This is a genomic window from Nocardiopsis sp. NRRL B-16309 (genome assembly GCF_001279585.1).
Classification (GTDB): Bacteria; Actinomycetota; Actinomycetes; order Streptosporangiales; family Streptosporangiaceae; genus Nocardiopsis.
In genome coordinates, this window is record NZ_LGEC01000075.1 from 83,272 (window position 1) to 95,721 (window position 12,450).

At 74.3% G+C, this 12,450-nt stretch carries 10 protein-coding genes; 6 read left to right on the plus strand and 4 right to left on the minus strand.

The features are described from left to right. Positions 1 to 31 precede the first annotated feature (31 nt). Both lnt and ADL05_RS15480 read left to right on the plus strand, forming a co-directional pair. Positions 32 to 1,690 carry an apolipoprotein N-acyltransferase gene (gene lnt, locus ADL05_RS15475; protein ID WP_053617669.1) on the plus strand — a complete coding sequence of 553 codons (1,659 nt, stop codon included), beginning with the start codon at positions 32 to 34 and terminating at the stop codon, positions 1,688 to 1,690. A 104-nt stretch (positions 1,691 to 1,794) separates the two neighbouring features. Beyond that, positions 1,795 to 2,367 (plus strand): FxsA family protein, encoded by a 573-nt coding sequence (locus tag ADL05_RS15480; protein ID WP_053617670.1) that lies wholly within the window; start codon positions 1,795 to 1,797, stop codon positions 2,365 to 2,367. 44 nt (positions 2,368 to 2,411) lie between these two features. On the opposite strand, the gene ADL05_RS15485 is transcribed toward ADL05_RS15480, so the two are convergent. After that, positions 2,412 to 3,083 (minus strand): hypothetical protein, encoded by a 672-nt coding sequence (locus ADL05_RS15485; protein WP_156365862.1) that lies wholly within the window; start codon positions 3,081 to 3,083, stop codon positions 2,412 to 2,414. Between the two features lie 159 nt (positions 3,084 to 3,242). Further along, positions 3,243 to 3,842: a TetR/AcrR family transcriptional regulator gene (locus ADL05_RS15490; RefSeq protein WP_053617672.1), complete on the minus strand. Its 600-nt coding sequence runs from the start codon at positions 3,840 to 3,842 to the stop codon at positions 3,243 to 3,245. A gap of 131 nt (positions 3,843 to 3,973) precedes the next feature. Between ADL05_RS15490 and ADL05_RS15495 the strand changes: the two genes are divergently transcribed. From ADL05_RS15495 to ADL05_RS15505, 3 genes are all read left to right on the plus strand, one after another. Beyond that, the gene (locus tag ADL05_RS15495) at positions 3,974 to 4,573 is read left to right on the plus strand and encodes a flavodoxin family protein (protein WP_053617673.1); all 600 of its coding nucleotides are present in this window, start codon (positions 3,974 to 3,976) and stop codon (positions 4,571 to 4,573) included. Continuing rightward, a complete protein-coding gene (locus ADL05_RS15500) occupies positions 4,570 to 5,667 on the plus strand; it encodes a nitronate monooxygenase family protein (protein WP_053617674.1) in 1,098 nt (365 codons plus the stop codon). Before ADL05_RS15495 ends, ADL05_RS15500 begins: the two co-directional genes overlap by 4 nt. A 358-nt stretch (positions 5,668 to 6,025) precedes the next feature. Further along, entirely contained in the window at positions 6,026 to 7,195 is a 1,170-nt protein-coding gene (locus ADL05_RS15505; protein ID WP_053617675.1) for a PP2C family protein-serine/threonine phosphatase, read from the plus strand. A 48-nt stretch (positions 7,196 to 7,243) separates the two neighbouring features. Here the strand turns inward: ADL05_RS15505 and ADL05_RS15510 are convergent, their stop codons facing one another. Next, positions 7,244 to 8,506: a multidrug effflux MFS transporter gene (locus ADL05_RS15510; protein WP_082376435.1), complete on the minus strand. Its 1,263-nt coding sequence runs from the start codon at positions 8,504 to 8,506 to the stop codon at positions 7,244 to 7,246. Positions 8,507 to 8,649: 143 nt separating this feature from the next. Then, a complete protein-coding gene (locus tag ADL05_RS15515) occupies positions 8,650 to 11,157 on the minus strand; it encodes an HAD-IC family P-type ATPase (RefSeq protein WP_369800945.1) in 2,508 nt (835 codons plus the stop codon). A gap of 440 nt (positions 11,158 to 11,597) precedes the next feature. Here ADL05_RS15515 and ADL05_RS15520 point away from each other — a divergent pair, with 440 nt between their 5' ends. Continuing rightward, a complete protein-coding gene (locus ADL05_RS15520) occupies positions 11,598 to 12,383 on the plus strand; it encodes an NRDE family protein (protein ID WP_053617677.1) in 786 nt (261 codons plus the stop codon). The last annotated feature ends 67 nt before the right edge of the window (positions 12,384 to 12,450 follow it).

Consider the following 12,450-nt stretch of genomic DNA (forward strand, 5'->3'; position numbering starts at 1 on the left):
TTCACGCGCCAGCGGAAAGCGAGCTACCCAGGTGGTCGCCGAGCACACCGAGCAGGGCGAGTCCCCGCGCTCCGACAGACCCGCGTCGAGCACGGCGGGGAGGGGACCTGCGGCCGCGGTACCACCCGCACCCGCGACCGTGGCCCTCCTGGGCCACCGCTGGGGACGCTTCGATCTGCTGTGGCGGGTCCTGGCCGCGGTGGGCTCCGGTCTGGCCCAACTCCTGGCGCTCCCGCCCTACGGCCTGTGGTGGCTGGGGCCGCTCAGCGCCGCGCTGCTCGCCTTCGCCGTGGCCGGGGTCCGGCTGCGCCGGGCCGCCTGGCTGGGCGCGCTCTCCGGGGCCACGCTCATGGTGCCGCTCGTGCGGTGGCAGGACATCTTCGGCGTCGACGTGTGGCTGGCCATCGCCGGGGCCGAGACCGTCTACTTCCTCCCCATGGCGATGGGGATCGCGCTCGCCCTGCGGCTGCCCGGGTGGCCGGTGTGGACCGCCGCGCTGTGGGTGGCCCAGGAGGCCGTGCGCGCCCGCTGGCCGCTGGGCGGCTTCCCGTGGGGCAAGCTCGCCTTCGCCCAGCCCGACACGCCCTTCGTCGGGTACGCCGCCCTGGGGTCGTCCGCGCTGGTGTCCTTCGCCGTCGCCCTGACCGGCGGCGTGCTGCTGTGGTCGGTGCTGCGTGCCGCGTCCGCGACGGCCCCGGCCCGGGTGCGCGCGGCCTCGGCCGCCGTCGGGGTGCTGGTCGCCGCCGCCGTGCTCGCGGGCGGGGCCCTGGCGCCCGCCGTGGCCCGTCCCGCGCCCGCCGAGACCGTCACCGTCGCCATGGTGCAGGGCAACGTCCCGGGCGTCGGCCAGATGTCCATCCTGGGCGAGCGCATGCAGGTGCTGCGCAACCACGCCGACGGCGTCCACGAACTCGCCGCGGCCGTCCGGGCGGGCGAGGAACCGCGGCCCGACATGGTCCTGCTGCCGGAGAACGCCTCGGACATCGACCCGTTCCGCGACCCCGAGGCCGAGGAGGTCATCTCCGCCGCCGCCCGGGACATCGGCGTCCCGCTGCTGTGGGGGATGAGCCGGTTCAACGACGACGGCACCCGCTACGTCCAGAGCGTGGTGTGGGATCCCGAGACCGGTCCCGGCGACGTCTACGTCAAGCGCTACCTGGTGCCCTTCGGCGAGTACATCCCCTACCGCGACTTCTTCACCCGGTTCGTGCAGCGCCTGGAGCAGGTCAGCTCCGACGCCGTCCCCGGCACGGAGCCCGGCGCGGTCGACGTCGCGGGCACCACGCTGGCCGTGGGGATCTGCTTCGACGTGGCCTTCGACCCGCCGGTGCGCGAGTCGGTCGCCGCGGGCGGGCAGATCATCGTCGTGCCCACCAACAACGCCAACTACAACTTCACCGGCCAGACCCAGCAGCAGCTCGCCATCACCCAGCTGCGCGCCGTCGAGCACGGCCGCTCGGCGGTGGTGGTCTCCACCAGCGGGGTGAGCGCGGTCGTCGACCCCGACGGCACCGTCGCCTACGAGTCGCCGGAGGCCGAGCCCGACGTCCACGTGGCCGAGATCACCGCGATGGACGGCCACACGCTCGGCACCCGCCTCGGCGCGGCCCCGGAGGCGGTGCTGAGTGCCCTGGGGGTGGCCTCGGTGCTCGCGGCCGTCGTCGTCACGCGTCGCCGCGCGCGCGGCTGAGGGCCGCGCGCCAGGGGTGGTCCGCCCGTGGCGGGGAACGATAGGGGACGCGGGAGCGTTCCTCCCACAGAACCCCGCCGCCCTTGAGTTGAGGATGGTTCACGATGCCGCTGCTGGCCGTGTTGGCGCTGATGGCCCTTCCGTTCGTGGAAGTGTGGCTGATGATCGTCGTCGGCGGATGGATCGGGGTGCCCTGGACGCTGGCCGTCCTCGTCTCGCTGACCGTCCTGGGCGTGTTCCTCCTGCGCCGGGCCGGGACCAGGGCCTTCCGTGACGCCGACCAGGCCATGCGCACGGGTGAGCCGCCGCGCGGCGGCCTGCTCGACCCCCTCATGCTGATGGCGGGCGGCGTGCTGCTCGTCGTGCCCGGCTTCGTCACCGCGTTCCTGGGGCTGCTGCTGGTCATGCCGGTCACCCGTCCCGCCCTGCGGTGGGCGTTCGCCGGGTGGGCCCAGCGCCGGATGCGCCGGATGCAGGAGCGGATGAACGACGAGTTCGCCGCCCAGGGCGTCCGGATTCCCGGCCAGGGACGGCCGGGGGACCCGTTCGGACGCCGCCCCGGCGGCGACCCGGGGAAGGGCGGAACCGGCGGTTCGGGCGGATCCGGTGGTGGCCGGGTCATCCAGGGCCAGTTCGAACCCGAGCGCTCCGACGGCCCGGACCGTCCCCAGGACTGACTGCCTCCGGTGCCGGTGCCAGGGCGCCGAACACCGTTCCGCTGTCAGCCGAAGGCGGAGGCCACGGCCATGATCACCACGATCAGCGGAAATGTGATCGCGGTGCCCACCAGCATCATGAACCCCTGGAAGTGGGCGTGGTACAGGGGCAGCCGCACGCGGTTGCGCCGACGGAACTCCTTCATCGGTGGAGCCTCCGGGGCCAGCCACTGCTCACAGGGCGCGCCGAGCCGCTGCCACAGCTCCGCCAACTCCTCCTCCGGCCAGCCTCCGGTGCCGAAGCTGATCGTGCGGCCGTCCGTGTCGGCGATGACGGTCAGCACGCCCCCGTTCTTCACCCCGCTCGGGTCCTCCGCGTAGATCGCCTTGGAGACCCCGGCGATCCGGTTCCGGGGCAGCCTGCGCGTACGCCCCCGCCAGTTCCGGTGGACGATCTCCTCCGGAGTGAGCACCAGCCGACTGTTGCGGTAGAACAAGATGCTGCAGAGGACAAGCACGCCGCAGAGCATGATCATGAAGGCGCCGAGGCTCATCACGCCCACGACACCGGATCCGGGGTCGTCCTGCTCGAAGGAGTACCAGGCGGCGGCGGACTCGACCACGAGAGTGATGAGCGCGATGACCAGGAGCACGATCGTGCGGGGGCGCTTCATCTCCTCCCGATAGGTCCTGGAATCGGGTCCCACCGTGAACGCGTTGGCTGTCTCTTGCCGCATAGCTCTCCTCCACCGCCGTCCCGAGCCGGTGGCGGCCCCGGGGCCGGTCCTGTCACAGGTATCCGACGGATGCCACGAGAGCCCGGTTCCCCCGCCGCGTGCCGCGGGTCCGATCCGCGGTGACCGGCGGTCCGACGCGCCGTGCCCGCGTCCCGGGGGTCAGGCCAGGCCCAGCAGCCGTTCGGCGCTCGGCCAGATCTCGTCGAGCAGGGCGGGGTCGTTGCGTACCCGGGCCAGCAGCACGGTCCCCTCGATCTGCGCGACCATCGACCTCGCCAGCGCGTCGGCCCCGGTCGCCGATCCGACCAGGCCCGCCTCCTGGGCGTCGGCGATGATGCGGGCGACCATGGCGGCCTGTTCCTCGAACACCCCCGCCAGGCGGCTGCGCACGTCCGGTTCGTGCCCGCTGAGCTCCAGGGCGAGGTTGCCGTAGAGGCAGCCGTGGATCGTCCCCGACTCGCTGTGGTCGGTGCGCTGGCCGCCGACCAGGCACTCGACCAGGGCGCGCAGCCGCCCGACGGGGTCCTCCGCCGTCTCGGTCACCGCCGCCTCCAGCGCACGGCGCTCCTCCGCCCAGTGCTCCGCGACCGTTTCGACGGTCAGGGCCTGCTTGGAGTCGAAGAAGTGGTAGAAGCTGCCCTTCTTCACGCCGGCGTCGGCGCAGATCTCCGCGACGCCGAGGGCGGTGTAGCCCCGCGTGCGCATGAGTCTGCGCGAGGAGTCCAGGATGCGTTCCCTCGCGTCGCTCGTCCGTCCCATGGGCCGAGAGTATACGGTCGGTCAACTATTCGCCCGGAAGTGCCATGGCCGGGGTTGCTAAATAGTTGACCGGTCGTCTACTTTGCTCTCCATGGGCAGCGAGCCCACCCGACCAAGGGAGAGAGTGCCCCATGCACGACGTACGAGTCGCCGTCGCCTTCCACAGCGGCTACGGCCACACCGCCCGCCAGGCCGAGGCGGTCGCCCGGGGAGCCGCGAGCACGAACGGCGCCCGCTCCTCGCTCCACGACCTCACCGCCGCCGACGACGCCCTGTGGGCCGCGCTCGACGCCGCCGACGCGATCGTCTTCGGCACGCCCACCTACATGGGCGGTCCCTCCGCCGCCTTCCAGGGCTTCGCCGAGGCCACGGCCCCGATCTGGCAGGAGCGGGGCTGGCAGGGCAAGCTCGCGGCGGGGTTCACCAACTCCGCCGGGGTCAACGGCAACAAGGACACCACGCTCAGCGCGCTCGCGGTGTTCGCCGCCCAGCACGGCATGGTCTGGGTGCCGCTCGGACTGGCCCCCGGCGGCGAGTACTCCACGCAGGGCAGCCGCGAGGACCTCAACCGCCTCGGGGGCTTCACCGGCGCCATGGCCCAGTCCCCGGCCGACCTGGGGCCCGACCTGGCCCCGGCCGAGAGCGACCTGCGCACCGCCGAGCACCTGGGCGCCCAGGTCGCGACGATGGCGGCCCACCTCGTGCGCGGGCGCGCGGCGGTGGCGGCGTGAGCCCCGGTCCGACTCCCGGGAGGGCCCTCACCGACGCCCTCGGTGTCCGCTACCCGGTGATCCAGGGGCCGTTCGGCGGTGGGCTGTCCACGGTCGGCCTGACCGCCGCCGTCTCCGACGCGGGCGGACTGGGGTCGTACGGCGTGCACGCCATGGCCCCCGAACGGATCGGGCCCCTGGTGGACCGGATCCGCGCGGCCACGTCGGCGCCGTTCGCCGTCAACCTGTGGATCCCGCGGGCGGAGGAGGAGCGGCCCGTCCCGGACGAGGCGGCGCTGGCCGCGCACACCGACCGGCTCGCCGCCCACTACGCCGAGTTCGATCTGACGCCACCCGACCTGGAAGCCGTCAACCGCCGGGTGGACTTCGACGCCCAGCTGGACGCGGTCCTGGGCGCCCGGCCGCCGGTGATCAGCGTCGTGATGGGTCCGCCGCCCCGGCGGCTGGTCGAGGGTGCCCGGCGGATCGGGGCGGCGCTCGTCGGCACGGCCACCACGGTCGCCGAGGCCCGGGCCCTCCACGAGGCCGGCTGCGACGTGATCGTGGCCTCCGGCAGTGACGCGGGCGGGCACCGCGGCTCGTTCCTCGCCCCCGTCCGCGAGTCGCTCGTGGGCACCTTCTCCCTCGTTCCCCAGGTGAGCGACGCCGTGCCCGTCCCCGTGGTCGCGGCGGGCGGTGTCGCCGACGGGCGCGGCCTCGCCGCGGCCCTGACCCTGGGCGCCGACGGTGTGCAGGTGGGCACGGGATTCCTGCGGACCCGGGAGTCGGGCGCGAGCGCGGTCCATCGCGCGGCACTCGGATCCGAACGGGCGCAGACCACCGTGCTCACCCGGCTCTTCTCCGGCCGCCCGGCCAGGGGGATCGCCAACGCGCTGGTGCGGGGCATGGCCGACGCCGAGGACCGGGTCCCGCCCTATCCGGCGCAGAACAACCTCATGCTGCCGATCCGGGCCAGGGCCGCCGAACTCGACCGACCGGACCGACTCAACCTGTGGTCCGGGCAGGCGGCCCGCCTCGCCTCCGGCGGCGGGGCCGGGGACTACCTGGCCGCCCTCGTGACTGACGCCGGGAAGGTGCTCGGGTCGCCGTTGTAGGGATCGTGCGGTCGGACGGCGCGGACCGCGGGGCGGGCACGGCGGATCCGTGTCCGCCCCGCGCGGCGCAGGGGCGGGGCGGCGCCGCGGTCGGGACCCCGGGCCCGGCAGTCCTGGGTGTCGCCGTAGCCCTGCTCCATGAGCCGCGCGTATGCCGCTCGCTCGGCGGAGAGCTTCCGTGGTCCCGGCGGTGTTCGTCGCGTGCGGGCCGACGCTCGGACGGGGGCGCCCCTGCCCGGGGCGGCCCGGTCAGGCGGGCGGGCGATAACGGCGGACACGGTGGCCCCGATGACGTGAGTGCGGGGCCGTGACGGGTAGTGCGCAAGGTACAGGACCCAACGGAATCCCAGGTGACAGCATGTCAACACCATGCGGGATCGACACGGCCGTGGCGACGCTGGCGCTCGCCAGCCATCGGAGTTCGTTCACCGAACTCCCGGCCCTGGTGGCCCGCGAAGCGGCACGGGCGGGCCTGCCCGAGGCGCGCCTCTTCATCGCCGACCGGCAGGAGCGCTTCCTGCGCGAGGTGACCGGGGAGGGACCCGACGCCCACCGCGGCGGCGCGGAGATGCGCGTCGACGGCACGGTGGCGGGCCTGGCCTACACCAAGGGCGAACCCGTGCGCGTCGACCGGGGCCACCGCTGCTGGGTTCCGGTCCTGGACGGGACCGAGCGCCTGGGCGTGCTGCACGTGGCCAACGAGGGCGAGCCCGACTTCGAGGCGATGCGGATCCTGGCGTCGATGGTCGGGCTGCTGGTGGTCGACAAGCGCGCCAACAGCGACGCCTACGCCCGGCTCATCCGGACCAGGCCCATGTCGGTCTCGGCGGAGATGCAGTGGTCGCTCATGCCGCCCAGCACCTTCGCCAACACGAGGGTGACGATCTCGGCGGCCACGGAACCGGCCTATGACAACGCCGGGGACGCCTTCGACTACGCGCTGTCCGGAGACATCGCCCACCTGGCGATGTTCGACGCGATGGGCCACGACAACGCCGCCGGCCTGCTCGCGAACCTGACGGTGGGCGTGTTCCGCAACGAGCGCCGCAGGGGCACCGAGCTGGAGGCGATCCCCCGGGCGGTCGAGACCATGCTGACCGAGGAGTTCGCACGCACCCGCTTCACCACCGCGGTCATGGGCGAGCTGAACATGGCCACCGGCGATCTGGCCTGGGTCAACTGCGGCCACCTGCCGCCCGTGCTCATCCGGGGCGGCAAGGCCCACGAGCTGGAGTGCGAGCCCTCGCACCCGCTGGGGACGGAGCTGGGACTGCCGGTGACGGTGTGCCACGAGCAGCTGGAGCCGGGGGACCGCCTGCTGTTGTACACCGACGGCATGATCGAGGCCCGTGACGCCCAGGGACGCGAGTTCGGCCTCGACAGGTTCGTCGACTTCGTGATCCGCCACGACGCGGACCGGCTGCCCGTCCCCGAGACGCTGCGGCGTCTGGTCCAGGCCCTGATGAACTACCACCACGGCAGGCTCGACGACGACGCCACGGTGCTGTTCTGCGAGTGGCACGGGTGAGAGCGGTCCCGGCCAGGTCGAGCCCGCCGGCCGGTCCCCGCGTGTCCGCTACTCCTCGCGCTCACCGGGGCGCCGGTCGCGCGACGCCGCGGGCCGCGCTCCCGCGCCGGTGCCCGCCCGTGTGCCGGTCAGCGCGCACAGGGCCAGCAGCGCCAGGGCGGCGGAGCCGAACAGGACGGCGCCCATCGGCACGGCCGTGGTCTCGTCGAGACCGACCAGGGGAGCGGCCACCGCGCCGACGACCATCGGGAACGCCCCGATCAGCGCGCTGGCGGCACCCGCCCGGCGCTCCTGTCCGTGCATCGCCAACGCGAAGCCGCAGGCCAGCGTCGCGCCCATCGCGGCCATGTACACGAACAGGGGCACCGCCAGGGCGGCCAGCGGAGCGCCGACCAGGGCCGCCGCGAGCACGGCCCCGGTCGACACGACGGCCGCGACGGCCGCCGCGCGCAGCAGCGCCCGCTCCGACCACCGGTCGCTCAGGCGCCCGACCGACGCGCTGCCCAGCACCATGGCCAGCCCGTTCACGGCGAACAGCGCGCCGAAGGCCTGCGCCGACACCCCGTGCAGGTCCTGGTACACGAACGGCGTCCCCGCCACGTAGGCGAAGCTCCCGCCGTGCAGCAGCCCGACCACGAGCGCGTACCCGAAGAAGCCCCGGTCGCGCAGGAGCGCGCCCATGGACCGCAGGGACCCGCCCACACTGCCCGGCACGCGCCGCTCCCGCGGCAGGGTCTCACCCAGCCCCAGCGCGGCGACCAGCGTGACGGCGGCGCCGAGCACCGCGAGGAAGACGAACACGGCCCGCCACCCGCCCAGGGGCAGCCACAGGATCCCGCCGCCGATGACGGGCGCGACGAGCGGGGCGACGGCGGTGATCGCCGTCAGGACCGCGAAGAACCGGGTGAGGTCGCCTCCGCTGAACACGTCGCGCACGACCGCGCGCGAGAGCACGAGCCCGGCCGAGGCGGTGAAGCCCTGGAGGAAGCGCGCCGCCACCAGCGTGCCCGCGGTCGGCGCGAGCGCGCACAGCAGGGACGAGAGCACGAACAGGGCCAGGGACACCAGCAGCGGCCCCCGCCGCCCGCGCGCGTCGCTGAGCGGGCCGACCACCACCTGGCCCGCGGCCAGCCCCACCATGCACGCCGTGAGGCTGAGCTGGACGACGGAGGCGGCCGCGTCGAGGTCGTCGGCGATGGCCGGGAGCCCGGGCAGGTACATGTCGATGCTGACCGGCCCCAGGACCGACAGCAGGCCCAGGAGCAGGGCCAGGCCGACACGGGCGCGTCCGGTGGGGTGCTGCGGTGTCACGGCCCTCCTCGGGCGTGTGCGGTGGAGACGCGCCCCGCCGCGTGACGTCCCGGCGGCGCGATCAGCGCGATCGACGAGTCCCCATCGGTCGACGGGCCAAGCGCCGTGGTCACCCGCCAGCGTAAACGCGCGATCGCCCCCGGTCACCCCGTCGGCGCCGGGCTTGACGCGGGTTCGTCAGAATCGGCTCCGCGCCGCGCCTTCGCGGTCATCCGGTCGTCGACCACCCGGATCACCGTGATCGCGACGATCGCCACGCCCGCCACCGCCAGACCGGTCAGCACCTTGGTCGGATCGCTGACGTCCAGGTCGAAGAACCACTGGCCCAGGGGCGTCACCATGATGGTGGTCAGCAGCCCCACCATCGACGCGACGAGCACGACCTTCCACCACACGTACGGCTTGGCCACCAGCAGCAGCACCCACAGCGTGGTCGCGCACAGGGTGATCACCACCGCGGTGCGGTCGGCCGGGTCCGGCACGGTCCGACCGCCCAGCACGAGGAGGTACGTGGTCACCGCCGCCAGCCCCGCCACCATCCCCGACGGGATCGCCAGCCGCAGGGTGCGCCCGACGAACCCCGGCCGGGCCAGGTCGGTGTTGGGCGCGAGCGCCAGGAAGAACGACGGGATGCCGAACGTGACCGCGTTGATCAGGGTCGCGTGGCGCGGGAAGAACGGGTAGGACACCGCGAGCAGGCCCACGATCGTGGCCAGCGTCATCGTGTACACGGTCTTGGTCAGGAACAGGCTGGCCACGCGCTCGATGTTGCCGATGACGCGTCGGCCCTCGGCGACCACCCTGGGCAGGGCGGCGAACCGGTCGTCCAGGAGCACCAGCTGGGCCACCGAGCGCGAGGCCGGGCTGCCCGACCCCATCGCCACACCGATGTCGGCCTCCTTGAGCGCCAGCACGTCGTTGACGCCGTCGCCGGTCATCGCCACCGTGCGGCCTCGGTCGCGCAGCCCGCGCACCATGTCGCGCTTGCGCTCGGGGGTGACCCGCCCGAACGCCGAGCGGGACTCGACCTCGCGGGCCAGGCCGTCGGCGTCCTCCGGCAGGTCGCGGGCGTCGACGGGCCGGTCGGCCCCGGGCAGGCGCAGCTCGCGCCCCACGGCGCCGACCGAGGCCGCGTGGTCGCCGGAGACGATCTTGACGTCCACGCCCTGTTCGGCGAAGTAGTCCAGGGTGGGCGCGGCGTCCTCGCGCACCCGCTGGTCCAGGACCACCAGCGCGACGGGCCGCACGGACCCCGGCGCGCCCTCGGCGTCCACGCGCTCACCGGTCCGGGCGAGCAGCAGCACCCGGTGCCCCTGGGCGCCCAGTCGGGCGGCCTCGGCCGCGGCCGGGTCGTCGGTGGAGGCCAGGACGTCGGCCGCGCCCAGGACCCAGTGCTCCTCCCCGGCGGGCGTGCGCAGGCTCGCGCCGCTCCACTTGCGGGCGGAGGAGAAGGGCGCCAGCGCGGTGACCGGCCAGTCCGGCGCGGGGTCGCCCGAGGCCGCGCAGCCCTGGGCGATGGCGGCCATGCTCGGGTTGGGGTCGGGGTCGCTGCCCGCCAGCGCGGCCAGCACCCGGGTGGGGGAGGTCGCGGGTGCTCCGTTGCCGTCGGGGCCGCCGCCCAGGTCGCGGATCTCGGCCAGGCGCATCCCGGCCTCGGTGAGCGTGCCGGTCTTGTCGGTGCAGACCACGTCCACCCGGGCCAGGCCCTCGATGGCCGGGAGTTCCTGGACCAGGCACCGGTGCCGGCCCAGGCGGATCACGCCGACCGCGAAGGCGATGCTGGTGAGCAGGATGAGCCCTTCGGGGATCATCGACACCAGGGCCGCGACCATGCCGCGCAGCGCGTCGGCGAGCGGGCCGGAGATCTGCCCGCCCGCGACCGGCTCGTCGAGGGCGACCTGGCCGCCCATGAACAGCTGGCTGTAGACGAGCAGGCCGCCGATCGGGAACAGCGCGTAGGTGATCCAGGTGAGGATGCGGTTGATGCCCGAGCGCAGTTCGGAGCGCACCAGCGAGAACCGGCTGGCCTCCTCGGCCAGCCGGGCGGCGTAGGCGTGCCGTCCCACCTTCGTGGCCCGGAAGCGGCCCGTGCCCGCCACCACGAAGCTGCCCGACATCACCGTGTCGCCGGGGCGCTTGAGGACCGGGTCGGCCTCGCCGGTCAGCAGGGACTCGTCGACCTCCAGACCGCTGACGGAGGTGACCACGCCGTCGACGACGATCTGGTCCCCCGTTCCGACCTCCAGGATCTCGTCCAGGACGATCTCCTGCGCGGCCACGCGCACGGTCGCGCCGTCGCGCACCACCCGGGGCCGTGCGGCGTTGACGATCGCGAGCTTGTCCAGGGTGCGCTTGGCGCGCAGTTCCTGGACGATGCCGATGAGCGTGTTGATGACGATGACCAGCGCGAACAGTCCGTCCTGGACGGGGCCGATCACGGCGATGATCGCGAAGAGCACCGCGATCATCGCGTTGATCCGCGTGAACACGTTGCCGCGCACGATCTGGGCGACGCTCCGGCTGGCGCGGACCGGCACGTCGTTGGTGCGGCCGGCCGCGATCCGCTCGGCCACCTCGGCGCGGGCCAGCCCCTGTTCGGTCCAGGGTTCGGCTTGGTCCCGGGGGCCGTCGTCCGGACGGTCGCCGGTGATGGTCGGGGCCGACGCGGCGGGAAGGGGAGGGGAGTCGGCGTCGGCGCCGTGGCGGCCGTCGCCGGGCCGGTCGGCGGACCGGTCGGAGGGACGGTCGGATGATTCGGGCACGCACTTCTCCTGGCTGCGACAGGTAGGACGGGAAGCGGGGTACACGGGAGGCTCCCGACACGGGTGTGGCCTCGATGCGAGGCACGCCCCAGCCTAGAAGACTCCGCGGGGGGTGTCGGGCGCGCCCGCCCCCGGACGCGGGTGGTGCCCGCACCCGGGGAGCGCGGGGCGCGGCGGCCCGGGCCCGGTTTCGGGCGGGGCCTATGGGGTGCGGGGGTTCCCACCCCGGTCTCGGCGGGGCGCGTGCGGGTGCGGTTTCATGGAAGGAGGACCGTGCGGTCCCGGTTCCGGGCCGCACCGGCCACCGCGGCACGACAGTGAGGGGCACCATGTGCACGGTCATCGTGGGCTTCGATCCCGCGGCGCACACACCGCTGGTGATCACCGCGATCAGGGACGAGATGCGCTCACGCCCCTGGGACGGGCCGGGGCGCCACTGGCCGGACCAGCCCTCCGTGGTCGGCGGCCGTGACCGGCTGGCCGGCGGCACCTGGCTCGCCGTGGACCCGACCGGCCCGCGGGTGGCGGCGCTGCTCAACGGCTGGCCGTGGGACGGGCGGATGCCGTGGGAGGGCAGCTACCCGGCGAGCCGGGGCGACCTGCCCCTGCACGCCCTGGCCGTCTCCGCGCGCGATCCGCTCGCCGACGAGGACCTGGCCCGGTACGCGCCCTTCCACCTGCTGGTGGCCGACGCCGGCCACGCCGACCTGCACAGCTGGGACGGGCGGCGGCTGCACTCAGGTCCTGTACCCGTCGGGGTGAGCACGGTGGTCAACACCGGGCTCGACCCGGCCGACCCGCGCGCGGTGCGGCACACGCCCGAGTTCGCCGCCGCCCGGCCGGACCCGTCGCCGCTGGCGGAACGGGACGGGACGGCGGAGGTCTGGGGCCGGTGGCCGGACCTGGTGACCGAGGCCGCGCTGGCCAGGCCGCGCTCGGCCGGCAGTGACGAGTCGGGCGACCCCTCCGGGCTGATCGCCCACGCCGACCTGGGCGACGGCCTGGTGTGGGCGACCGGCTCGGTGACCCTGCTGGCCCTGGACTCGCACACCGTGCGCTACGCCTTCACCGACACCCCCGCCGATCCGGGGGCCTGGCGGATGATCGACCTCTGATCTGGTCGGACGCGACCATGGGCCCGGCCGCGGCATCGGCTTCCGGCTCGGCGCGATCGCGCTCGGA